At 66.0% G+C, this 22,516-nt stretch carries 20 protein-coding genes; 12 read left to right on the forward strand and 8 right to left on the reverse strand.

Annotated features, from left to right (window positions below; genetic code table 11):
- Nucleotides 1-22: 22 nt before the first annotated feature.
- The 3 genes from ABNQ39_RS03935 to ABNQ39_RS03945 all read right to left on the reverse strand — a co-directional run bounded on the left by ABNQ39_RS03935 (nt 23) and on the right by ABNQ39_RS03945 (nt 3,367).
- Nucleotides 23-442: a winged helix-turn-helix domain-containing protein gene (locus ABNQ39_RS03935; RefSeq protein ID WP_376959114.1), complete on the reverse strand. Its 420-nt coding sequence runs from the start codon at nt 440-442 to the stop codon at nt 23-25.
- A 16-nt stretch (nt 443-458) separates the two neighbouring features.
- Nucleotides 459-1,586 (reverse strand): PLP-dependent cysteine synthase family protein, encoded by a 1,128-nt coding sequence (locus ABNQ39_RS03940; RefSeq protein ID WP_376959115.1) that lies wholly within the window; start codon nt 1,584-1,586, stop codon nt 459-461.
- Nucleotides 1,587-1,678: 92 nt separating this feature from the next.
- Nucleotides 1,679-3,367, reverse strand: coding sequence for a methyl-accepting chemotaxis protein (locus ABNQ39_RS03945; protein ID WP_376959116.1), 1,689 nt, complete (start codon nt 3,365-3,367; stop codon nt 1,679-1,681).
- Nucleotides 3,368-3,600: 233 nt separating this feature from the next.
- Between ABNQ39_RS03945 and ABNQ39_RS03950 the strand changes: the two genes are divergently transcribed.
- Nucleotides 3,601-4,332, forward strand: coding sequence for a DUF6065 family protein (locus ABNQ39_RS03950; RefSeq protein WP_376959117.1), 732 nt, complete (start codon nt 3,601-3,603; stop codon nt 4,330-4,332).
- Between the two features lie 15 nt (nt 4,333-4,347).
- Here ABNQ39_RS03950 and gmk read toward each other — a convergent pair whose 3' ends face one another.
- Together gmk and ABNQ39_RS03960 are read right to left on the reverse strand one after the other, a co-directional pair.
- Nucleotides 4,348-4,995, reverse strand: a complete 648-nt coding sequence (gene gmk / locus ABNQ39_RS03955; RefSeq protein WP_376959118.1) for a guanylate kinase — start codon at nt 4,993-4,995, stop codon at nt 4,348-4,350.
- 69 nt (nt 4,996-5,064) lie between these two features.
- Entirely contained in the window at nt 5,065-5,931 is an 867-nt protein-coding gene (locus ABNQ39_RS03960) for a YicC/YloC family endoribonuclease (protein ID WP_376959119.1), read from the reverse strand.
- Nucleotides 5,932-6,073: 142 nt separating this feature from the next.
- Here ABNQ39_RS03960 and ABNQ39_RS03965 point away from each other — a divergent pair, with 142 nt between their 5' ends.
- Nucleotides 6,074-6,835: an SDR family NAD(P)-dependent oxidoreductase gene (locus ABNQ39_RS03965; RefSeq protein ID WP_376959120.1), complete on the forward strand. Its 762-nt coding sequence runs from the start codon at nt 6,074-6,076 to the stop codon at nt 6,833-6,835.
- A gap of 6 nt (nt 6,836-6,841) precedes the next feature.
- Here the strand turns inward: ABNQ39_RS03965 and ABNQ39_RS03970 are convergent, their stop codons facing one another.
- The gene (locus ABNQ39_RS03970) at nt 6,842-8,128 is read right to left on the reverse strand and encodes a hypothetical protein (protein ID WP_376959121.1); all 1,287 of its coding nucleotides are present in this window, start codon (nt 8,126-8,128) and stop codon (nt 6,842-6,844) included.
- A gap of 300 nt (nt 8,129-8,428) precedes the next feature.
- Nucleotides 8,429-9,619, reverse strand: coding sequence for a ribonuclease D (rnd, locus tag ABNQ39_RS03975; protein ID WP_376959122.1), 1,191 nt, complete (start codon nt 9,617-9,619; stop codon nt 8,429-8,431).
- A gap of 356 nt (nt 9,620-9,975) precedes the next feature.
- Here rnd and aspS point away from each other — a divergent pair, with 356 nt between their 5' ends.
- Complete coding sequence (gene aspS, locus ABNQ39_RS03980; RefSeq protein ID WP_376959123.1) at nt 9,976-11,802, forward strand: aspartate--tRNA ligase; 1,827 nt, start codon at nt 9,976-9,978, stop codon at nt 11,800-11,802.
- Between the two features lie 58 nt (nt 11,803-11,860).
- On the opposite strand, the gene ABNQ39_RS03985 is transcribed toward aspS, so the two are convergent.
- Nucleotides 11,861-12,715 carry an EcsC family protein gene (locus ABNQ39_RS03985; protein WP_376959124.1) on the reverse strand — a complete coding sequence of 285 codons (855 nt, stop codon included), beginning with the start codon at nt 12,713-12,715 and terminating at the stop codon, nt 11,861-11,863.
- Between the two features lie 245 nt (nt 12,716-12,960).
- Between ABNQ39_RS03985 and rpsB the strand changes: the two genes are divergently transcribed.
- The 9 genes from rpsB to bamA all read left to right on the forward strand — a co-directional run bounded on the left by rpsB (nt 12,961) and on the right by bamA (nt 22,515).
- Nucleotides 12,961-13,743, forward strand: coding sequence for a 30S ribosomal protein S2 (rpsB, locus tag ABNQ39_RS03990; RefSeq protein WP_200190375.1), 783 nt, complete (start codon nt 12,961-12,963; stop codon nt 13,741-13,743).
- Between the two features lie 149 nt (nt 13,744-13,892).
- Nucleotides 13,893-14,825: a translation elongation factor Ts gene (gene tsf, locus ABNQ39_RS03995; protein ID WP_098739981.1), complete on the forward strand. Its 933-nt coding sequence runs from the start codon at nt 13,893-13,895 to the stop codon at nt 14,823-14,825.
- 66 nt (nt 14,826-14,891) lie between these two features.
- On the forward strand, nt 14,892-15,647 hold the full coding sequence (gene pyrH / locus ABNQ39_RS04000; RefSeq protein ID WP_098739980.1) for a UMP kinase: 756 nt from the start codon (nt 14,892-14,894) through the stop codon (nt 15,645-15,647).
- A 4-nt stretch (nt 15,648-15,651) separates the two neighbouring features.
- On the forward strand, nt 15,652-16,209 hold the full coding sequence (gene frr, locus ABNQ39_RS04005) for a ribosome recycling factor (RefSeq protein WP_098739979.1): 558 nt from the start codon (nt 15,652-15,654) through the stop codon (nt 16,207-16,209).
- A 6-nt stretch (nt 16,210-16,215) separates the two neighbouring features.
- Nucleotides 16,216-16,956 (forward strand): isoprenyl transferase, encoded by a 741-nt coding sequence (locus ABNQ39_RS04010; RefSeq protein ID WP_376959125.1) that lies wholly within the window; start codon nt 16,216-16,218, stop codon nt 16,954-16,956.
- Nucleotides 16,898-17,791: a phosphatidate cytidylyltransferase gene (locus ABNQ39_RS04015; RefSeq protein ID WP_376959126.1), complete on the forward strand. Its 894-nt coding sequence runs from the start codon at nt 16,898-16,900 to the stop codon at nt 17,789-17,791. The genes ABNQ39_RS04010 and ABNQ39_RS04015 overlap by 59 nt, the downstream gene beginning before the upstream one ends.
- Nucleotides 17,782-18,978, forward strand: coding sequence for a 1-deoxy-D-xylulose-5-phosphate reductoisomerase (locus ABNQ39_RS04020; RefSeq protein WP_376959127.1), 1,197 nt, complete (start codon nt 17,782-17,784; stop codon nt 18,976-18,978). Before ABNQ39_RS04015 ends, ABNQ39_RS04020 begins: the two co-directional genes overlap by 10 nt.
- 36 nt (nt 18,979-19,014) lie before the next feature.
- Nucleotides 19,015-20,148 (forward strand): RIP metalloprotease RseP, encoded by a 1,134-nt coding sequence (rseP, locus tag ABNQ39_RS04025; protein ID WP_376959128.1) that lies wholly within the window; start codon nt 19,015-19,017, stop codon nt 20,146-20,148.
- A gap of 27 nt (nt 20,149-20,175) precedes the next feature.
- Nucleotides 20,176-22,515 carry an outer membrane protein assembly factor BamA gene (gene bamA / locus ABNQ39_RS04030; RefSeq protein WP_199235330.1) on the forward strand — a complete coding sequence of 780 codons (2,340 nt, stop codon included), beginning with the start codon at nt 20,176-20,178 and terminating at the stop codon, nt 22,513-22,515.
- The last annotated feature ends 1 nt before the right edge of the window (nt 22,516 follow it).

Here is a 22,516-nt window from a genome sequence, read left to right on the forward strand (position 1 = left end):
TTTTCGTTGTCTTGCGGTCCGGTTACTTCTCCGGTCCGCATCCGGGCCCGACGGCGGGATCGTTCGCGAAGCTCCCGTCATCGACCTGACTGCCCGCGCCGTAATCGGGATTGGTCCCCGCCGCCAGCGCCGCCAGCCGGTGGGCGGTCGCCACATGCGCTTCGCGTTCGACCGCACGGTAATGGTCGATCACCTGCTCGCCGAAGGCGGTCAGCACCGTCCCGCCGCCATGCTTGCCGCCGACCGCGGCACTCACCACCGGTTCGCTGAAGATGCGGTTCAGGTCGTCCACCAGCAGCCACGCCCGCCGGTAGGACATGCCCAGCGCCCGTCCGGCGGCGGAGATGGAGCCGGTGCCGCGAATCTGCTCCAGCAGCGCGATCTTGCCCGGCCCGATCGAGCCGCCGCTTTCGAAGTCGATGCGGATTCTCATGCGGGTCATGGTGACAGGCTCCCCCTCAGCGCTCTGCCGAGTCCAGACCGGCGCCGCTCCAGGCGCCGGTGCGGAAGAAGGCGTCGATCCGCTCGCACCAGGGATCGATGTCCAGCCCGGCGGACTCCAGCCAGTCGCGGTTGAAGTAGGTCCCCATATAGCGGTCGCCCGGATCGCAGATCAGCGTGGCGACGCTGCCCTGCCGGCCCTCGCGCATCATCCCGGCGATCAGCTCGATGGCGCCCACCAGATTGGTGCCGGTGGAGCCGCCGCAGGCGCGGCCCAGCCGGTCGCGCAGCACCCAGACGGCGGCGATGCTGGCGGCGTCGGGCACGCGGATCATCCGGTCGATCACCGTCGGCTGGAAGGACGGCTCCACCGTCGGACGCCCGATGCCCTCGATGCCCGATCCGCGGCCGACATTGGCCGCCGGATCGTTGTCGCGGAAGCCGGTGAAGAAGGCGGAATGCTCGGGATCGGCGACGCACACCCGCGTCGGCAGCCGGCGATAGCGCACATAGCGCCCGAAGGTGGCCGAGGTGCCGCCGGTGCCGGCGCCGCAGACGATCCAGTCCGGCACCGGATGCGGTTCCTGCGCCAGCTGTTCGAAGATCGACTGGGCGATGTTGTTGTTGCCGCGCCAGTCGGTGGCGCGCTCGGCATAGGTGAACTGGTCCATAAAATGGCCGTCGCAGTCGCGGGCCAGCCGCTGCGCCTCGGCGCAGACCTCGGACGCACGCTCCACCATGTGGCAGCGGCCGCCATAAAACTCGATCTGCGCGATCTTGGCCGGCGAGGTGTTGCGCGGCACCACGGCGACGAAGGGCAGCTCCAGCAGCTGGGCGAAATAGGCCTCCGACACCGCGGTGGAGCCGGACGAGGCCTCGATCACCGTCGTGCCCGCGCGCACCCAGCCATTGCAGATCGCGTAGAGGAACAGCGACCGCGCCAGCCGGTGCTTCAGGCTGCCGGTGGGATGGGTCGACTCGTCCTTCAGATACAGCGTGATCCCCTGCGCCGCCAGGATCGGCATCCGCAGCAGGTGCGTATCGGCGGAGCGGTTCACGTCCGCCTCGATCCGGCGCAGAGCCTCGTCGAGCCAGCCCCGGCGGGCGACGGTGGGAGCGGCTGCGGCGGGGGAGGGGATGGTCATGGCGTCATATCCGGCGATTGGCTGCCCCATCCATAGCGCGGAATTTTACCGAATGCATCCGGTAGAATAACCCTCCCCGCCATGGTGGACGGTCAGCCCTGCCGGATGCGGGCGACGAAGGCCGACACCTCGCCCAGCATGCGGTCGGCGCGCTCGCCCACCATGCGGGCGGCAGCGGCCACCTCGGCGGAGGCCTGACCGGTGGCGGTCGCGTGGCTGCACACCAGATTCAGGCTGTCGGACACCGAGCTGACGCCCTGCGCCGCCTCGTTGACGTTCTGGCTGATGTCGCGGGTCGCCGCCCCCTGCTCCTCGATGGCGGCGGAGATGCTGGAGGCGACGTTGTTCACCGTCTCGATGGCACCGCCGACGCCGCGCATCGCCTCGACGACGGACGAGGTGGCGTCCGTCATGGCGGCAATCTGCGCCTGCACGTCGTCGGTCGCCTTGGCGGTCTGGTTGGCGAGATTCTTCACCTCGCTGGCGACCACGGCGAAGCCCTTGCCGGCCTCGCCGGCACGGGCCGCCTCGATGGTCGCATTCAGCGCCAGCAGGTTGGTCTGCTCGGCGATGGAGCGGATCAGGTCGACCACCTCCACCGTGCGGCGGGCGACGCCGTCCAGCTGTTCGATCAGGGCGTAGGTGCGGCGCACATCCTCAACGGCGCGGGCGGAGCCGGTCGTCGACTCGGCGATCTGCTGGGCGATCTCGCGGATCGAGGCGGCCAGTTCCTCGGTGGCGCCCGCCACCGCCTGGACGTTGCCGGAGGTGGTCCCGGCGGCGCGGGCGGCGCCGTCCATCAGCCGGGTGGTCTGTTCCGCCCCGCGGCTCATCTCGCCCGAGGTGTGGGTCAGTTGCCCGGCCGACTCGGCGACGGAATGGACCAGCGCGCCGACCGTGCTTTCGAACTCGTCGGCCAGCCGCCTCATGGTGGCGCGGCGGCCTTCCTCGGCTTCCCGTTCCAGTGCGGCATGGCGGCGGCGCAAATCCTCGGCCTCGATGGCGCTGAGCCGCAGGGTCTCGACCGAGCGGGCGAGAGCCCCCACCTCGTCGGCACGGTCCGCGCCGGCGACCTGGGCGACCAGATCGCCCCTGGCGATGCGGTCGGTGGCGTGGGCGATGCCGTCCAGCCCCTTGCCGATGCGCGACACCAGACGGAAACCGAACAGCCCGAGCAGCAGTGCCGCCGCCAGCGTCACCAGCAGCGTCTTGATCAGCGTGGCACGGAAGGCGGCATCGACATCGTCGATGTAGACGCCGGTACCGATCATCCAGCCCCACGGCTCATAGATCGCGGCATAGGCCAGCTTCGGCATCGGCTCGGTCCCGCCGGCCTTGGGGAAATTGTAGATCAGGGTGCCGTCGCCGCCGCGGGCCGAATCGATCAGGCCGCGGATCACCAGCACGCCGTTGCTGTCCCTGAAGTCGGCGAGCTTGCGGGTGCCCTCCAGGTCAGGACGCACGCCGTGGAACACGTTGGTGCCGTCGAATTCGTACCCGAACATGTATTCGTTGCCGAAGAAGCGCAGGGCGCGAAGCGCACCCTTGGCAAGGGTCTGCGCCTCTTCCCGGCTGAACTCGCCCTTGGCGGCGCGGGCATCATAGGACTTCATGATCGACAGCGAGGTCTGCACCACCGCCTGGATGGAATTGCGGTAGCCCTCCACCATGGTTTCGCGCTTCGATGTCGCGGACCAGATGCCGCCCACCAGAATGGCGACGAGGAACAGCCCCTGAAGGATCAGGAGCTTTGCCTTGATGCTGTGAAGTTTGCCGATCATCGCCCTGTTCCACCCCATGCGCGCGACGCCGCGTCCGCCACCCAACGGCACGAGACGATACGGTTCGCTAATCAAACGAACTCTAATACAACAAATCAGTCATACTGGAGCATTGTTCGTCGACGCAATGCCTGACGTCGAGCCAGGAGTAATCCGGATGGTCGCGAAACTGGTTGTGACCATTGGAGCACTAGGGTTACACCTGATAAAGAAGTCTGTCAGGATGCGACGCCATGACGCTGATCGCCTATCCCCTCTCGGGCGCGATGCCCGACATCCGCCCGGCCCGCCCGACCCGCGACTGGATCGATGCCCTGCCGGAGCAGTACGGCTACCGCTGCCTGCCGCTGAACATCGCCAGCATGCACGGGTGGGAGGTTTGCTGCCCGGTGCGGGTCACCGCCGTGTGGGATGGCGGAACCGGGCTGGATGCCATCACCGTCACGGCCGACGAGCCGCATCCCCTGCTGCCGGCCAGCCATTTCGGCAGCGGCGTCCTGACCTTCCATGTCGCGGCCCTGTTCCGCACGCCGCCGGGCGTCAACCTGATGGTCACCGGCCCGCTGAACCATCCGAAACACGGGATCCTGGGCCTGTCGGGAATCATCGAGACCGACTGGTCGCCGTATCCCTTCACCATGAACTGGAGGTTCACCGCTGCCGGCGTTCCGGTGACCTGGGAAAAGGGCGAGCCCTTTGCCCATCTCATGCCGATCCAGCGCGGTCTGGTGGAAAGCCTGACGCCGGAGGTTCGCGACCTGGACAGCGATCCGGAGACCGCGGCGCAGTACCGCGCCTGGGCGACCTCGCGCAGCCAGTTCAACAACGAATTGCGGACGCCGGGCAGCACCGCGGCACAGGAACGCTGGCAGAAGGGCTATTACCGCGGCAAGCAGCCGGACGGCAGCGAAGGCCCGCCCGACCATGAAATCAAGGTGCGGGCGAAGCCGTTTCCGAACACATAGTTACCGCTCAACCAGTTAGAGCGTGTCCTGAATGCTGCGCACGAACTCCGGCAGGCCGATCTGCCGGCGGCGGCGCAGCCGTTCGGCATGCAGGATGGACTCGACCGCGGCGATGCTCTCGGTCACGTCGCTGTTGACGATGACATAGTCGTATTCCGGCCAGTGGCTGATCTCGTTGGACGCCTTCGCCATCCGGTTGGCGATAACCTCTTCGGAATCCTGGCCGCGGCCGCGCAGGCGGCGCTCCAACTCGCTGACCGACGGCGGCAGGACGAAGACGCTGACCAGATCGTCGCGGGCGTTCTGCGCCAGCTGCTGCGCGCCCTGCCAGTCGATGGCGAACAGCACGTCGCGGCCGGCGCCCAGCGCGTCCTCCACCGCCACCCGCGGCGTGCCATAGCAGTTGCCGAAGACGCGGGCATGTTCCAGCAGGTCGCCGGTCTCCGCCATGCGGTCGAAGCGCTGCTGGTCGATGAAGTAATAATCCAGCCCTTCAACCTCGCCCGGACGCATCGCGCGGGTGGTCACCGACACCGACATGGTGATGCCGGCATCGCGGTCCAGCAGCCCGCGGGCGATGGTGGTCTTGCCGGCCCCCGACGGGGAGGACAGCACCAGCATCAGGCCGCGGCGGTGGATCGGGGAGGTGGTGGTCGCAGCCATGGCGGTCACTCGCAGTTGCCTGTCATTCGAAAACGGTTCATTCGAAAACGGCTCATTCGAAAATGGTCGTCATTCGATGTTCTGGACCTGCTCGCGAAGCTGCTCGATGGAGGCTTTCAGCGACAGGCCGATGCGGGTCAGTTCGACATCCGCCGATTTGGAGCAGAGCGTGTTGGCCTCGCGGTTGAACTCCTGGCACAGGAAGTCGAACCGGCGGCCGATGGCGCCGCCCTCCGCCATCATGTCGCGCGCGGCCTGGATGTGGGCACGCAGGCGGTCCAGCTCCTCGCGCACGTCGGCCTTGCCGATCAGGATCGCCGCCTCCTGGGCCAGCCGCTCCTCCGACAGGGCGGGGAAGGAGCCGAGGATCGCCGCCACTTGGGCGCGCAGCTTCTCGCGCAGCGCCTCCGGCTGGGTCGAGGCGCAGGCCGACGCCGCGTCCACCAGCCGGGCGATCTCGTCGAGATGGCCGTTCAGCACCTCGGCGATGCGCGCGCCCTCGGTGAGGCGGTTGACCGCCAACTGGTCGATCAGTTTGGACAGGTCGCCCTTCAACGCCGACTCGACGCGCTCGCGCGCCTCGGTTTCATCCTCTTCCACCGGCTCGATGATGCCGCGGACGGCCAGCAGCGAATCAAGACGCGGCGCGGCGGCGCCGGCCCCCTCGATCTCCCGCGCGATCTCCAGGACCTGGGCCAGAAGCTCGCGGTTGATGCGCAGCTGCGACACCGCCTGGGCGCGGTTGACGGTCAGCGTCAGGTTGACGTTGCCCCGCGCCAGCCGCTTCGGCACATCGGCCCGGGCCGCCGCCTCGACGCTGTCGAAGCCGGACGGCAGGCGGCAGCGCAGATCCAGGCTGCGGCCATTGACGCTCTTGGCCTCGAAGGTCCAGGAATAGCCGTCGCCGTGCCCGTCGACGCGTGCGAAACCGGTCATGCTGGCAATGACGGGGCGATGGGCTGGCAACGGCGGCCTCACTTGAAAAGCGGTGTCGAATGATGTCGTGCTTATAAACGCGACGTCACCCCACAACAAGCTTCGGCGCCATCGGGCAGCCGGCGGGCAGGGCGCACATCCCATGAAACAGCCGCGTTCCATCGTCATCACCGGGGCCTCGAGCGGCATCGGCGAAGCCCTGGCCGTCCTGTACGCCGCTCCCGGAGTCGGACTTGCCCTGACCGGCCGCGACTCCGCAAGGCTGGAGAGCGTGGCGCAGCGCTGTCGCGCCGCCGGTGCGCTGGTCGAGACGAAGGTGATCGACGTGGCCGACCGCAAGGCGATGGCGGACTGGCTGGCCCGGGTCGATGCGGACACCCCGGTCGACCTGCTGATCGCCAACGCCGGCATGTCGGCGGGCACCGGCGATGGCGGTGAGACGGAGGAGCAGGCGCGGCGCATCCTGGCGGTGAACATCGACGGCGTTCTGAACAGCATCCACCCGCTGCTTCCGGCGATGCGGGAGCGGCGGAGCGGACAGATCGCCATCATGGCCTCGCTGGCCGGCTTCCGCGGCCTCCCCGGCGCGCCCGCCTATTGCGCCAGCAAGGCGATGGTCCGGGTCTATGGCGAGGCGCTGCGCGGCGATCTGGCCGGGGAGGGGATCGGTGTCTCGGTCATCTGTCCGGGCTTCGTCAAAAGCCGGATGACGGCGGTGAACCGCTTTCCCATGCCGTTCCTGATGGAGACCGATGCAGCGGCCCGGCTCATCCGCCGCGGGCTGGAGCGCAACCGGGGGCGAATCGCCTTCCCCTGGCCGATGATGGCCGCGGTCTGGCTGCTGGCCCTTCTTCCCCCGGCCTGGACCGACGGTCTGCTGCGGCAGGCCCCGCGCAAGCCGTGACCGGGCTCAATCCACCTTGGCGTGGGCGATGGCTTCGCGAACGCTGACGCCCTTGCGCATGATGTTGTCGACCGCGCGGCCCTGGACCAGATTGATCCCCATCTTGTGGGCATAGACCAGGCTGGTCACGCTGTCGCAGCGGGCCAGGATGAATTTGCAGCGGTCCTGTTCGGCGATGCGGTCGCGGAAATACTTCTCGAACGACGGGTCCATCTCCAGCATGTCGTTCGACCAGAAAATCTTGGCGTAGTCGGCGTTCAGATATTCCAGGTCGAAATTCGTCACCCAGAACGGGTTCAGACCATCGACCGCGATCTGGTAACGGCGGTCCTGGGCGAACTCCACCACCTCGTTGAACAGCGACAGGTTTTCGATCAGGTCGCCCTTCGACACCTCGAGCACCACCTGCCCGCGGAAGTCGATCGGCAGCCGCTCGTCGAACTTCACGAATCCGGTCGAAATGACGGTGGACAGGTTGATGTTTATGCCGATCCGACGGCCCCGCATGAAGCTGAGCCCATGGTTCAGTGCCCGCAGCACCGACTGGTCGAGATTGGCGGTGAAGTAGTTGAACAGCCACTTGTTGGCGGTGATGTCATAATCCGGGCAGAGCCGTTCCTGAAGAAGCTTGATCGAGATGTAGAGTTCGAAATACTCCATCTCGGCTTCGCCGGTGCCGAGGTTGGCGATGCCCTGGTTGAACAGGAAAGGCGACAGGTCGAACATCTGCATGGAGCGTTCGAGCTTGCCGAGTTCTTCCAGCGTGATCGGCGGCTTGGTCTCGGTGACGTGGTTGCCGGTCTCGTTCGCCTGCAATTCCTCGATGAAACGGATGACGTTGATGAAGTTCAACGCCAGTTCCATGATCGAATAGAGCGAATATTCCTTATAGGGGTTGGGACCCGTCAACGTCGTCTTCGACAGGAAGACCTGTTCGACCGTCTGGCAGACGTCGGTGACGCCGGTCAGCTTCAGCCCCTTGTAGAGGATGATGACGTCGCCGTTGGAAATGTTGAAGGATTGCAGGTAGGACGCCTTGCTCGCCAGTTCCTGGATGATGGAGCGGACCATCATCTGGCTGGTCGGGTCGCGGTCCTTCAGCAGCGACAGGTGCATGTGGATCAGACGCATGCCCTGCAGTTCGCTCTTCGCCGACCGCAGCAGATTCAGCAGCTTGTCGTTGTCGAAATCTGGCTTCTGATCCTTGGCGGCGGCGACGGCGGCCTGCTTCTCCGTGGTGGAAAGCCGGACACGGTCCCGTCCAATGGGTGGTCTGCCGCCAAACCTGCTCATACCTTGCTCACTCCCACAACAAGCGACACGCCTGCCAACCACCCGTATCCCTGGCCGCTCGTTGCTCGGCAGCCTTGTCTTTCCATCCGGGCCAGTCTCTGCCCAGGCGGCGTTGTCGGCAGGCCGGAAGAGCGGGGCATGCCCGCTCGGCATACCCCGGTCCGCTCGATGCTGCGAAGCCGAACCGATCTTAACGGTAACTTTCTTTAAAAAGCCCTTAAGGCTGAAGTCCGGGCGCAGGAGGTACCCGGACCGCAGCAAAAGGCGCCACAGTCATCGAAGCGACGCCATCCGAAAAGGTCAAGTTTCCGGTTCCGGCGGAGCCGCCGACGGGCGTGGTTCGCCAGCAGGAACGATGCGGACGCGACGATCTATGACCGCAAGTCCGATCTTTCCGTGCTTCAGGGCTAGCGCATCATTGCCGAACAGTTCGCGCCGCCATCCCTGCATCGCCGCAATGTCTGCGCCATCGTCGGCCGCCAGAGACTCCAGATCGGCGGAGGACGCGACCAGCTTCGCCGCGACATTGTTCTCGTCACACTTCATCTTCAGCAGGACGCGCAGAAGCTCGACGATCGGTTGCAGGCCGGGCGGCGGCTCCTCGCGCGGCTCGACGCGGGGCAGGGCGCTGTCCGGCAGGTCCAGCCCGCCCTTCACCGCGGCCAGCACGTCGGAGCCCTGGCGCCCCTCGGCGAAGCCACGGCCCAGCCCGCGGGTGCGGGCAAGGTCATCGACGGTGGTCGGGGCATGGGCGGCGATTTCCAGCAGGGCCTCGTCGCGCAGGATGCGGGATCGCGGCTGGTCGCGGCGCTGGGCCTCGCGCTCGCGCCAGGCCGCCAGCTCCTTCAGGATTGCCATGAAGCGCGGCTTGTTGGTGCGCACCTTCAGCCGCAGGTAGGAGCTTTCCGGATCGACCTGATAAGTCGCCGGATCGGTCAGGATCGCCATCTCCTCCTCCAGCCAGTGCGAACGGCCGGAACGGGCGAGGCGGCGCTTCAGCTTCTCGTAGGCGGGGCGCAGGTGGATGACGTCGGACAGGGCGTAGGTCAGCTGCCGCTCGGTCAGCGGGCGGTGCGACCAGTCGGTGAAGCGGCTGGACTTGTCGATGCGTGCGCCGGCCAGCTTGGTCACCAGCGTTTCATAGCCCACGCTTTCGCCGAAGCCGCAGACCATCGCCGCGACCTGGGTATCGAACAGCGGATGCGGGATCTGGCCGGACAGATGCCAGAAGATCTCCACATCCTGCCGGGCGGCGTGGAAGACCTTCAGCACCGACGGGTCGCTCATCAGCGCGAACAGCGGCGCCAGGTCGATGCCCTCGGCCAGCGGGTCGATGGCGACCGCGCCGTTGGGCCCGCCGACCTGGACGAGACACAGTTGCGGCCAATAGGTCTTTTCCCGCAGGAACTCGGTATCGACCGTGATGTATTCGGTCCCTGCCAGCGACTGACAGAAGGCCTGGAGGGCGTCGGTTGTCGTGATGAGCGTCATGGTTGCTTCATACACGACCGAACGGGTGCTTGAAAGTCCGCCGAAGCGCGAAGGCGATGCGTTTCTCGAGGCGGCCGTCCGCGCGGGTGGGGGAGGAGATCGACCCGGCCCGATTTTACCGCTCCGCTTATCCCGAAGCCGCCACGGTGTTAAACTCGGTTTCGATGGCCGGCACACCGGCGGATGGAACAGTGAACAGGGGCGCGCAGAGTGTTTCATAGCGTTCCAAATGTCGCATTCCGGCCCTGCCGGCTGCACGCTCCGCCCTATCGCGGCTTGACTTTCGCCCGCGTCCGGTGTGGTGTGTCGGACCGCTTTTTCCGCCGGAATCCGCCCTTTTCAAGGTGTTTCGACCCATGCACCCCTACCGCACGCACACCTGCGGCCAGCTTCGTGAAGAGAATGCCGGTGAAACCGTCCGCCTGTCGGGCTGGATGAACCGGAAGCGCGACCATGGACAGCTGCTGTTCATCGACCTGCGCGACCATTACGGCCTGACGCAGTGCGTGGTCGATACCTCCAACCCGGCCTTCGAGGTCGCGAACCGGCTGAAGCTGGAATCGGTCATCACCGTCACCGGCAAGGTGGTGAAGCGTACGGCCGAGACCATCAACGACAAGCTGCCCACCGGCCGCATCGAGATGCAGATCGCCGAGCTGACCGTGGAAGGCGAGGCGGAGCAGATTCCGCTGCAGGTCAACCAGGACACCGATGCCGGCGAGGACGTTCGCCTGCGCTACCGCTTCCTCGACCTGCGCCGCGAGCGCATCCACGAGAACATCATGCTGCGCTCGCGCGTGATCGCCTCGGCGCGCCGCCGCATGATCGACCAGGGTTTCACCGAATTCCAGACGCCGATCCTCACCGCCTCCTCTCCGGAAGGCGCGCGTGACTATCTGGTGCCCAGCCGCAACCATCCCGGCAAGTTCTACGCCCTGCCGCAGGCGCCGCAGCAGTTCAAGCAACTGCTGATGGTCGCCGGCTTCGACCGCTATTTCCAGATCGCCCCCTGCTTCCGCGACGAGGACGCCCGCGCCGACCGCAGCCCGGGCGAGTTTTATCAGCTCGATTTCGAGATGTCCTTTGTCACCCAGGAAGACGTCTTCGCCGCCATCGAGCCGGTTCTGCACGGCATTTTCGACGAGTTCGGCAGCTTCCGCCGCGACTCGAAGCCGGCCATCGACGGCCTGCCGTTCCGCCGCATCTCCTACGCCGAGTCGATGCTGAAGTACGGCAACGACAAGCCGGACCTGCGCAACCCGCTGGTCATCACCGATGTGACCGAGGTGTTCAAGCGCGAAGACGTGGAGTTCCGCGCCTTCAAGCAGACGCTGGAGAAGGGCGGCGTCGTCCGCGCCATCCGCGCGCCGAAGGTCTCCGACCGTCCGCGCAGCTTCTTCGACAAGCTGAACGACTGGGCCCGCGGGCTCGGCGCTCCCGGCCTCGGCTACATCGTCATGGAAGCCGGCGGCGGCAAGGGTCCGATTGCCAAGTTCGTGCCGGAAGCGGCCCAGGCCGCCCTGCGCGAGCTGGCCGGCCTTGAGGACGGCGACGCGATCTTCTTCGTCTGCGACCAGCCCGGCCCGGCGGCCAAGCTGGCCGGCTTCGCCCGCACCCGCATCGGCGAGGAACTGGACCTGATCGAGAAGAACGCCTTCCGCTTCTGCTGGATCGTCGACTTCCCGATGTACGAGCTGGACGAGGAGACCAACAAGGTCATCTTCAGCCACAACCCGTTCTCCATGCCCCAGGGCGGCCTGAAGGCGTTGCAGGAGAAGAACCCGCTGGAGATCAACGCCTACCAGTACGATATCGTCTGCAACGGCGTGGAACTGTCCTCGGGCGCGATCCGCAACCATCTGCCCGAAGTCATGTACAAGGCCTTCGACATCGCCGGCTACCCGCCGGAGGAGCTGGAAGCCCGATTCGGCGGCATGCTGAGCGCCTTCAAGCTGGGCGCCCCGCCGCACGGCGGTTCGGCTCCGGGCATCGATCGCATCGTCATGCTGTTGGCCGACGAGCCGAACATCCGTGAGGTCATCGCCTTCCCGCTGAACCAGCGGGCCGAAGATCTGCTGATGCAGGCCCCGGCGCCGGTCGACACCGCCCGCTTGCGCGAGCTTCACCTGAAACTCGACCTGCCGAAGCCGAAGGTGGCCGCTCCGACGGCGCCGCAGGCGTAAAGGTAGAGTATTCCTGATTATTGGAAAGGCCGCACCACTGAGGCGCGGCCTTTTTCAACTACGGAAAGATCTTCGTCTTTCCGGAGATTTTCTTGGCTTTGACAGTATTGATGGCGTCAATGAAGCTCTGCCTCGTTACTTCCCGGCCGAATTCGGCCTCGATGGGCTTCAGTGTGAACATGACGGCAGCCATCGATTGGTAGAAGGACATGTAGGTGAGGTTCAGCCCGGCGCCGGCCACGGCCCCGGCGATCGGCACCGACTGCGCCACGATCTTGGGCGACAGCGTTATCGCGAAGCGGCTGGCGATCTTCGTGATCATTTCAGCCAGCTTCGGCGCGGCAATGTTCGCCCCGACTCGCGAAGCGACGAAGAGGGCGTCCGCCTCGTCGTCGTCGTCCAGCGGTCCGCCCAGCGCGAAGACCTGGAGACAGGCGAGCTGTACCGCCGGGTCTTTCAAATCCGCCCCTTTGGAGCGGGCCACGTCGGCGATGGAGCGGAGGATCGCTGTTGTGGTCACGGGCAATTCCGCCAGAATCCCTGGCGCCCCGAAAAAGCCGCCGGCCGCACCGGTCGCCGCGCCCAGCAACTTGTAGAGGCCTTTCGACGCCTCCTTGCCCGTCTCGCCATCCATGTTCAGGATCGCCACCTTGAACGCCTGATCGAGCGCCGAACGAAGCGTATCGTGCAGAGAACTGCGAATGCCCTCGGGCAGCAAGTTCAACGTGCCATCGACAGTGCTGCCCAGTTTGGCCACCGCGGACATCAGGACGCCCTGCGCCGCCATATATTGCTCTGCGGCGCCCTCCACCGCGGACAAGGCTTTCGAGTCCAAAGTCATCTGGTTCATCCACTGAAATAGACCGCGATACGCTGCGCCGCCGGTCTGACGGGAGCGGCCGAGGCTGAGCATCTGGCGATGCTATAACGATGAGAATGCGGAGAGCGGATCACAACGACAAAAAGACTCTCCGTACCCGCGTGGCTGTTGCCAAAGTGATGCAAGAGAGCTATGTAAGCGCCGTCGTCAAAACCTCACGCGGGCTGGCGGACCCTCGGTTTTACCCCGATGGCCCGATCCGGTGTCTTCAGCCATGGTTTCCATGCGCTGTCGACAATGCCCGCGGCGGAGCAACCGGAAAAAGGGATTTTTTCCACATGACCATGCCCACCTTTACCATGCGCCAGCTGCTGGAAGCCGGTGTCCACTTCGGTCACCACACCCGCCGCTGGAACCCGAAGATGAACCAGTACATCTTCGGCGTGCGCAATGGCGTGCACATCATCGACCTCGAGCAGACCGTCCCGATGTTGCACCGCGCCCTGCAGGCCGTGCGCGACGTCGTCGCCGGCGGTGGCCGCGTCCTGTTCGTCGGCACCAAGCGCCAGGCCCAGGAGCGGATCGCCGAGGCTGCCGCCAAGTGCGGCCAGTACTACGTCAACCACCGCTGGCTCGGCGGCATGCTGACCAACTGGAAGACGATCTCCCAGTCGATCAAGCGTCTGCGCGAGATGGAAGAGCGTCTGGGCGCCGACACCTCGGGCCTGACCAAGCGCGAAATCCTCGAGCTGACCCGCGAGCGCGACAAGCTGGAGCGTGCGCTGGGCGGCATCAAGGAGATGGGCGGCCTGCCGGACGTCATCTTCATCATCGACACCAACAAGGAGTCGATCGCGGTCAAGGAAGCCAACAAGCTTGGCATCCCGGTCATCGCGGTCCTCGACAGCAACTCCGATCCGGACGGCGTGGCCTTCCCGATCCCGGGCAACGACGACGCGCTGCGCGCCATCGAGATGTACTGCGACCTGACGGTCGGCGCCGTGCTTGACGGCCTGCAGGCCGAGATGAGCGCCGCCGGCATCGACGTCGGCGCCGCCGAGGACGCCCCGGCCGAGCAACTGCCGGAAGAAGAGACCGCCGAGACCGCCGCCCAGGCCTGACCCTGACGGTTGAAGGGCAGCCGGGCCTTATGACCTATGGCCCGGCTGCCTTTTTTATGGGCTGCCTTTTTGATGGGTTGCCACCCGTTTTGACTTTGTGACTCAATCCGATCCGCCTGCCGGATCGCTTGGAAGGAAGAGGGCGCAACATGGCCGAGATTACCGCCTCGCTCGTCAAGGAACTGCGCGAGAAGACCGGCGCGGGCATGATGGACTGCAAGAAGGCGCTGAACGAGACGCAGGGCGACCTCGAGGGCGCCGTCGACTGGCTGCGCAAGAAGGGCCTCGCCGCCGCCGCCAAGAAGTCGGGCCGCGTCGCCGCCGAAGGTCTGGTCGCCGTCGCCACCGCCGGCACCAAGGGTGCCGTCGTCGAGGTGAACGCCGAGACCGACTTCGTCGCCCGCAACGACAAGTTCCAGGGTTTCGCCGCCAAGTGCGCCGAGCTGGCCCTGGTCACCGGTGGCGATGTCGAGGCCCTGAAGGCCGCCGCCTATCCGGGCACCTCGCACACCGCCCAGGACGAGCTGACCAGCCTGATCGCCACCGTCGGCGAGAACATGAACCTGCGCCGTGCCGTCACGCTGTCGGTTTCGGCCGGTGTCGTCGTCAGCTACGTCCACTCGGCCATCGCGCCGGGCCTGGGCAAGATCGGCGTTCTGGTCGCCCTGGAGTCGACCGGCGATGCCGGCAAGCTGGCCGACCTCGGCAAGCAGATCGCCATGCACATCGCCGCCGCCCGTCCGGACGCGCTGGACATCGCCGATGTCGACAGCTCGTCGCTGGAGCGTGAGCGCAGCGTGCTGGCCGAGCAGGCCCGCGCTTCGGGCAAACCGGAGAACATCATCGAGAAGATGGTGGAAGGCCGCGTCCGCAAGTACTACGAGGAAGTCTGCCTGCTGGAGCAGACCTATGTGATCGACGGCGAGACCAAGCTCCGCAAGGTGGTTGAGAACGCCGCCAAGGACATCGGCGCCCCGGTCAAGGTCACGGGCTTCACCCGCTTCGCGCTGGGCGAGGGCATCGAGAAGGCCCAGTCGGACTTCGCCGCCGAAGTCGCCGCCGCCGCCGGCGGTCAGGGCTGAGGCCGGTAAGGTCGAACGCCTAGGTCCGCAAGCCGCATTCTGAAACAGCAAGGGAGCGTTCCCCCCATGGTCGATACCACCGGGACCACCACGCCGGCCGGGAGCGCGCGCTACAAGCGCGTTCTCCTCAAGGTGTCGGGCGAAGCGCTGATGGGTCAGCGCGACTACGGCCTGGACCCGGAGATGGTCAACCGCATCGCCAACGAGGTGAAGGCGGTCATCGGGCTCGGCGTCCAGGTCTGTCTGGTCATCGGCGGGGGGAACATCTTCCGGGGTGTGAAGGGTGCGGCGAGCGGCATGGAGCGTGCCTCGGCCGACTATATCGGCATGCTCGCCACCGTGATGAACGCGCTCTCGATGCAGAGCGCGCTCGAGCGGATGGGCGTCAGCACGCGGGTGCAGTCGGCCATCCCCATGTCGACGGTCTGCGAGCCCTACATCCGGCGCCGCGCCGTCCGTCACATGGAAAAAGGCCGGGTGGTGATCTTCGCCGCCGGCACCGGCAATCCCTTCTTCACCACCGACACCGCCGCGGCGCTGCGCGCCTCGGAGATGGGCTGTGACGGTCTGCTGAAGGGGACGCAGGTCGACGGCGTCTACACCGCCGATCCGAAGAAGGATCCGGCGGCCGAACGTTACGAACGCCTCACCTACATGGACGTCCTGACCAAGGAACTCCAGGTGATGGACGCTTCGGCGATCGCGCTGTCGCGCGAGAACCACATTCCCATTCTGGTCTTCTCGATCCACACGCCCGGCGCCTTCGCCGAAGTGATGCAGGGCCGTGGCAAGCACACCATCATAACGGAAGAAAGGGAGTAGGCCCGTGGCTGCGCCCGACCTATCGGATCTGAAGCGCCGCATGGAAGGCGCGCTCGACTCGTTTCGCAAGGAACTGGGCGGTCTCCGTACCGGCCGCGCCTCTTCAAATCTGCTGGAACCGGTGATGGTGGAGGCCTATGGCAGCCGCATGCACCTGCGCGAGGTCGCGACGGTCTCCGTTCCGGAACCTCGCCTGATCTCGGTCCAGGTCTGGGACCGTGGCATGACCAAGGCGGTCGAGAAGGCTATCCGCGACAGCGGTCTCGGCCTGAACCCGCAGGCCGAAGGCCAGGTCATCCGCGTGCCGCTGCCGGACCTGACCCAGGAGCGCCGCGCCGAACTGGCGAAGGTCGCCCACAAGTACGCCGAGCAGTGCCGCGTCGCCATCCGCAACATCCGTCGAGATGGCATGGACGGCCTGAAGAAGGCGGAGAAGGCAAGCGAGATCACCCAGGACGAGCACAAGGTCCAGTCGGACAAGGTGCAGGTTCTGACCGACCAGCACATCAAGCTGGTCGACGACTCGCTTGCGCAAAAAGAAAAGGAAATCATGCAGGTCTGATCCGGAATGCGCGACGCGGACGACAACCGGTCCAATACGGCTCCTGGGCACGTCGCCATCATCATGGATGGCAACGGGCGTTGGGCCAAGGCGCGCGGCCTGCCGCGCACCGCCGGGCACAAGAAGGGCGTGGACGCCGTCCGCCGCACCGTGGAAGCGGCGCGCGAACTTGGCATCGGCACTCTGACGATCTTCAGCTTCTCCTCGGAGAACTGGCGCCGGCCGGAAGAGGAGATCAGCGACCTGATGGGCCTGCTGCGCTTCTATCTGCGCAGCGAGGTCGCCGAACTGCACCGCGGAGGTGTCCGCCTGCGGGTGATCGGCGACCGCACCCGCCTGTCCGAGGACATCAACCGGCTGATCGACAATGCCGAGGCTCTGACCCGCGACAACCGGACCATGACCCTGGTCGTGGCTCTCAGCTATGGCTCGCGCCTGGAGATCGTCCATGCCGCCCGCCGGCTGGCTCAGGAGGTGGCTGCCGGCCGTCTCTCTCCGGACTCCATCGACGAGGACGCGCTGTCGGCCCGGCTCTACACGGCCGACATTCCCGACCCCGACCTGATCATCCGCACCAGCGGCGAGAAGCGGATCAGCAATTTCCTGCTCTGGCAGGCGGCCTATGCCGAGCTGGTCTTCGTCGATACGCTGTGGCCCGATTTCACCAAGCGCGATCTGGAGGCGGCGATTGAAGAGTTCCACCGACGGGAACGCCGCTTCGGCGCCACCACCGCCGGGTCCCGCTGACAGCTCGGCGGCTACCGCCGCGGCTCCGGCCAAGCCATCCAAGACGGGCGACCTCAAGGTCCGTGTCCTGTCGGCGCTGGTCATGGCGCCGGTCGTATTGGGCGCCGTCTGGGCCGGCGGCTGGGTGTTCCATGCCCTGATCGCCTTCGGATCGGTGATTGCCGTTTCCGAATGGACCAGCATCGTTCCCAGTGCCCGCCGGCTTCCTGCACGCCTGATGGCGACCATCGGAATCCTGGTGGCGCTGATGGTGCAGATCGTCGCCGGCCCGGCTGCCGGGTTGGGAGCGGCGGCCGCCTTCGCGGTTCTGACCGCCATCGTCGGTGGCGGCTCCGACCGCGGCCTGCTCGGCTTCGGTGTGCTGTATGTCGCGGTCGGCATGGCCGGCCTGATGTGGCTGCGCGATTTGCCCGACAGCGGGCTCTCCCTGTTCCTCTTCGTCCTCTTTGCCATCTGGGCAACCGATATCGGCGCCTACGCCGCCGGGCGCAGCATCGGCGGTCCGAAGCTGGCGCCGCGCATCAGCCCCAAGAAGACCTGGGCCGGCCTGATCGGCGGCATGGCCGCGTCCGCCCTGTTCGGCTGGCTGGTGGCGCTCTCGTTCGGGGCGGCACGTCCCGACATCGCTCTGGCGGTCGGCGCCGCCACCGCCGTGGTCGGACAGGCGGGTGACCTGTTCGAATCGGCGGTCAAGCGGCGCTACAATGTGAAGGACAGCGGCCAGCTCATCCCCGGGCATGGCGGCATCCTCGACCGCATCGACGGGCTTCTGGCCGCTGCCCCGGTGCTGGCCTTGTTCCACGCGGCCGTTGGATCGGTTCTGTCATGGTGGTGAAAGCGGATGCGCCGCGCAGTGTGACGATTCTCGGGTCGACCGGCTCGGTCGGCACGCAGACCGTCGACCTCGTCTCCCGCGATCCGGAGCGCTTCCGGTTGGAGGCGCTGACCGCCAACCGCAACGTCACCCTTCTGGCGCAGCAGGCCAAGCAGCTGAATGCCCGCATGGCCGTGGTCGCCGACCCCGCCGCCTATGCCGAGTTGAAGCAGCTTCTGTCCGGTACCGGCATCGAGGTTGCCGCCGGTTCCGAGGCGGTTGCCGCCGCGGCGGAACGCCCGGCGGACTGGGTGATGGCCGCCATCGTCGGCGCCGCCGGACTGGAGCCGACGCTCGCCGCCATCCGGCGCGGCGCCATCGTCGCCTTCGCCAACAAGGAAGTGCTGGTCTGCGCCGGTGCCCTGATGATGGAGGAGGTGAAGGCGCACGGCGCCACGCTTCTGCCGGTCGACAGCGAGCACTCGGCGATTTATCAGGTCTTCGATTTCGAGCGCATCGAAAGCGTTTCCCGCCTGATCCTGACCGCGTCCGGCGGTCCTTTCCGTGCCAAGGACCGCGCCTTCATGGCGGCGGCGACGCGGGAGCAGGCGGTGGCCCATCCCACCTGGGACATGGGCGCCAAAATCTCGGTCGACAGCGCCACGATGATGAACAAGGGGCTGGAGCTGATCGAGGCCCATTTCCTGTTCGGCATTCCGGAAGAGCGCATCGACGTGCTGGTCCACCCGCAGTCGGTCATCCATTCCCTGGTGGAATATGTCGACGGCTCGGTGCTGGCGCAGCTCGGCACGCCCGACATGCGCACACCCATCGCCTATGCCCTCGGCTGGCCCGCTCGCATCGCCACCCCGGCGGAGCGGCTGGATCTGGTCAAGGCGGCGACGCTGACCTTCGAGGCGCCGGATCCCGTGCGATTCCCGGCACTTCGGCTGGCCCGGGCTGCCTTGCAAAGCGGTGGGGGCGCCCCTACTATACTCAGTGCCGCCAACGAGGTGGCCGTCCAGGCGTTTCTCGACCGCCGGATCGGCTTCCTCGACATCGAACGGATCGTCGAGGAGACGTTGACGGCGTTGCCCCACCGCCCGCTGCGCGATCTCGCCGCCGTGCGGGAGGCCGACGCGGATGCGAGGCGGGATGCCGCCGGCCGTGTTGCGGCCATCGGTGCGACGGCGGTTGGCAGCCGATGATCCGCGTTCGAGGCGCTGGAAGGCGCAAGGGTTGAAATGGACGTTATCGGCGGTTTCTGGACCTCGGTGTTGGCCTTCCTTCTGGTCCTCACCGTGCTCGTCTTCGTGCACGAGCTTGGTCACTATCTGATCGCGCGGCGCAATGGCGTGCGGATCGAGACCTTCTCCATCGGCTTCGGGCCGGAGATCTTCGGCTTTACCGACCGTGCCGGCACGCGCTGGAAGTTCAGCGCGCTGCCGCTCGGCGGCTACGTCAAGATGTTCGGCGACGCCGATCCGGCCAGCACGCCGGGGGCGCACCTGACCGCAATGTCTGCGGAGGAACGTGCGGTCTCCTTCCACCACAAGCGGGTGGGGCAGCGCGCGGCCATCGTCGCCGCCGGCCCGATTGCCAATTTCGTCTTTTCCATCGTCGTGCTGGCCCTGTTGTTCATGACCGCCGGCCAGTCCTTCACGCCGCCGGACGTCGGCGGCATCCAGCCCGGCAGCGCCGCGGAGCGCGCCGGCATCCAGCCGGGCGACCTGATCCTGTCGGTCGACGGGACCGGCGTTCAGAGATTCGAGGAAATCCGCCAGATCGTTTCGATCCGTCCCGGCCAGCCGCTGGCGGTCGAGCTGAAGCGCGACGGCCGGGTGATGACCCTGACCGCGACGCCGGATTCGCAGACCATCACCGACCGACTCGGCAACGCCCATCAGATCGGGCTGCTCGGGATCAGCCGCGGCAGCGTCGGTATGATGCGCCACGATCCCCTGACCGCCGTCTGGCAGGCGGGACGAGAAGTCGCAGGCATGATCACCGGCACCTTCACCGCGCTGGGCCAGATGGTCCAGGGATCGCGCGGAACGGAGGAACTGGGGGGTCCGTTGCGCATCGCCCAGATGTCGGGCGAGGTGGCCCAGTCCGGCTGGTATCCGCTGGTTTGGTTCATGACCTTCCTGTCGGTCAATCTGGGGCTGATCAACCTGTTTCCGGTCCCGATGCTCGATGGCGGACACCTGCTTTTTTATGGGATCGAAAAGCTGCTCGGCCGGCCATTGGGAGCGAGAGCGCAAGAATACGGTTTCCGAATTGGATTGGCCTTGGTATTAACGCTCATGGTCTTCGCCACGTGGAACGACCTGGTTCAGCTGCGCGTGGTCGATTTCTTCCGGGGACTGGTTTCCTAAAGCCAGCCCCTTGCCAGGGAGCGTGATTTGCCGGTGTCGAGCAAAGTTCTGGTGGCGGGCCTGCTGGCCGGCTGCGCCATGACGACGGTGTCTGTCGCCCACGCCCAAACCGCATCCTCGCCCGGACGGGCGACTGGTGCCACGGGGTCCATGGTCGCCCAGGTGTTCAGTGGCGGTACGGTGCGCGACATCCGGGTCGAAGGCACCCAGCGAATCGAGCCCTCCACGGTCCGCTCCTATCTGACGATCCAGCCGGGCGATCCGTTCGATCCCGACCGGATCGATCAGTCGTTGAAGTCGCTGTTCAACACCGGCCTGTTCGCCGACGTCGTGCTGAAGCGCGAGGGCGATGCGCTGGTCGTGACGGTGGCCGAAAACCCGATCATCAACCGCATCGCGTTCGAAGGGAACCGGCGCATCGACAAGGAGACGCTGGATAAGGAAATCCAGCTGCGTCCCCGTGTCGTCTATACGCGCACCCGCGTCCAGTCCGACGTCCAGCGCATCCAGGACATCTATCGTCGCCAGGGCCGCTTCGGCGCGACGGTCGAGCCGAAGATCATCCAGCTCGACCAGAACCGCGTCGATCTGGTGTTCGAGATCAATGAAGGCGTGCGCACCGGTGTGCGTGGCATCACCTTCATCGGCAACGAGCATTTTTCGGACGGCACCCTGCGCGAGAATGTCCAGACCAAGGAATCGGCTTGGTGGCGTTTCCTGACATCGGATGATAATTACGATCCCGACCGGCTGAGCTACGACCGCGACCTGCTGCGCCGCTTCTACCTGAAGGAAGGCTATGCCGACTTCCGCGTGGTGTCTGCGGTCGCCGAGCTGACGCCGGACAAGTCGGACTTTTTCATCACCTTCACCATCGAGGAAGGCGAGCGTTACAAGTTCGGCAAGGTCGACATTAACACCTCGCTGAAGCAGCTCGATCCGGCCGTTCTGCAGAACAGCGTGCTCACCACCGAAGGCGATTGGTACAACGCCCAGAAGGTGGAAGACACCATCACGAAGCTTACGAACGCCGTCGGCGACCTGCAATACGCCTTCGTCGATGTCCGGCCGCGGATCACGCGCAACCGTGAAACCCACACCATCGACATCACCTACGAGATCAACGAAGGGCCGCGCACCTTCGTCGACCGCATCGACATCTCGGGCAACGTCCGGACGCTCGACAAGGTGATCCGCCGCGAGATGCTGCTGTCCGAAGGCGATCCCTTCAACTCCTCGAAGTTGAAGCGCTCTGAACAACGCATCAAGGATCTCGGCTTCTTCGAGCGCGTGAACATCACGACCGCCGAGAGCAGCGCGCCCGACCGCACCGTGGTCAATGTCGACGTGGCCGAGCAGTCCACCGGTGAAATCTCCATCGGTGCCGGCTTCTCGACCTCCGACGGCCCGCTGGGTGACTTCTCGATCCGCGAGCGCAACCTGCTCGGCCGCGGTCAGGATCTGCGTCTGGGTGCGACCCTGTCGGGCCGGCGCCAGCTGTACGATATCTCCTTCACGGAGCCGTACTTCATGGACCGCGACCTGTCGGCCGGCGTCGACGTGTTCCGGACCCGCTACAACTACCAGGACGAAAGCTCGTTCAACGAAAAGAACACCGGCTTCGCCCTGCGCCTCGGCTATCCGCTGACCGAGCGTCTGCGCCAGCGTGTCTACTACCAGCTGCAGGACACCCTGATCGAGGAAGTGCCGACGACCGCGTCGAAGTACATCCAGGAGCAGCGCGGTGAACGGCTGACCTCGCTGATCGGCCAGGAGCTGACCTATGACGTCCGCAACAGCAAGCTGACGCCGACGGAAGGCTATTTCATCCGCCTGACCAACGACATCGCCGGCCTCGGCGGCTCGGTGCGCTTCCTGCGGAACAAGCTGGCCGGTGGATATTATCTGCCGCTCGGCGATGACCAATGGGTGCTCAGCACGACCGGCGAGATCGGGTACATCCACGGCCTCGGCAAGAAGGTGGACCTGGGCGACCGCTTCTTCATCGGCGGCGACACCCTGCGCGGCTTCAACACCGCCGGCATCGGCCCCCGCGACGTTTCGACCGGCGACGCGCTGGGCGGCACGCGCTATGCCCGTGCTTCGGTGGAGATGAGCTTCCCGTTCGGCCTGCCGGAGGAATTCGGCCTGCTCGGGCATGCCTTCACCGACGTCGGCACCCTCGGCAAAGTCGACATCAAAGATCCGAACGTGAAGGATGACGAGAGCATCCGCGTTTCCATCGGCACGGGTGTGTCGTGGAAATCGCCGTTCGGCCCCATCCGGCTCGACGTCGCGCTGCCGATCCGCAAGGAAGGCTACGACAAGAAAGAGCTCGTCCGCTTCAGCTTCGGAACCAGGTTCTAAG

Origin of the sequence: Azospirillum sp. A26, from assembly GCF_042604635.1 — a bacterium.
Taxonomy (GTDB): Bacteria; Pseudomonadota; Alphaproteobacteria; order Azospirillales; family Azospirillaceae; genus Azospirillum; species Azospirillum palustre.

Excerpts from the sequence above, each read along its gene's own strand:
- ABNQ39_RS03965 (WP_376959120.1), top strand. The coding sequence starts at position 6,074 with ATGAAACAGCCGCGTTCCATCGTCATCACCGGGGCCTCGAGCGGCATC.
- rnd (WP_376959122.1), bottom strand. The coding sequence starts at position 9,619 with ATGACGCTCATCACGACAACCGACGCCCTCCAGGCCTTCTGTCAGTCG.
- rseP (WP_376959128.1), top strand. The coding sequence starts at position 19,015 with ATGGACGTTATCGGCGGTTTCTGGACCTCGGTGTTGGCCTTCCTTCTG.
- ABNQ39_RS03935 (WP_376959114.1), bottom strand. The coding sequence starts at position 442 with ATGACCCGCATGAGAATCCGCATCGACTTCGAAAGCGGCGGCTCGATC.
- aspS (WP_376959123.1), top strand. The coding sequence starts at position 9,976 with ATGCACCCCTACCGCACGCACACCTGCGGCCAGCTTCGTGAAGAGAAT.
- ABNQ39_RS04020 (WP_376959127.1), top strand. The coding sequence starts at position 17,782 with ATGGTGGTGAAAGCGGATGCGCCGCGCAGTGTGACGATTCTCGGGTCG.
- pyrH (WP_098739980.1), top strand. The coding sequence starts at position 14,892 with ATGGTCGATACCACCGGGACCACCACGCCGGCCGGGAGCGCGCGCTAC.
- ABNQ39_RS03950 (WP_376959117.1), top strand. The coding sequence starts at position 3,601 with ATGACGCTGATCGCCTATCCCCTCTCGGGCGCGATGCCCGACATCCGC.
- gmk (WP_376959118.1), bottom strand. The coding sequence starts at position 4,995 with ATGGCTGCGACCACCACCTCCCCGATCCACCGCCGCGGCCTGATGCTG.
- rpsB (WP_200190375.1), top strand. The coding sequence starts at position 12,961 with ATGACCATGCCCACCTTTACCATGCGCCAGCTGCTGGAAGCCGGTGTC.
- ABNQ39_RS04010 (WP_376959125.1), top strand. The coding sequence starts at position 16,216 with ATGCGCGACGCGGACGACAACCGGTCCAATACGGCTCCTGGGCACGTC.
- ABNQ39_RS03985 (WP_376959124.1), bottom strand. The coding sequence starts at position 12,715 with ATGCTCAGCCTCGGCCGCTCCCGTCAGACCGGCGGCGCAGCGTATCGC.
- ABNQ39_RS03970 (WP_376959121.1), bottom strand. The coding sequence starts at position 8,128 with ATGAGCAGGTTTGGCGGCAGACCACCCATTGGACGGGACCGTGTCCGG.
- tsf (WP_098739981.1), top strand. The coding sequence starts at position 13,893 with ATGGCCGAGATTACCGCCTCGCTCGTCAAGGAACTGCGCGAGAAGACC.
- ABNQ39_RS03940 (WP_376959115.1), bottom strand. The coding sequence starts at position 1,586 with ATGACCATCCCCTCCCCCGCCGCAGCCGCTCCCACCGTCGCCCGCCGG.
- ABNQ39_RS03960 (WP_376959119.1), bottom strand. The coding sequence starts at position 5,931 with ATGACCGGTTTCGCACGCGTCGACGGGCACGGCGACGGCTATTCCTGG.
- ABNQ39_RS03945 (WP_376959116.1), bottom strand. The coding sequence starts at position 3,367 with ATGATCGGCAAACTTCACAGCATCAAGGCAAAGCTCCTGATCCTTCAG.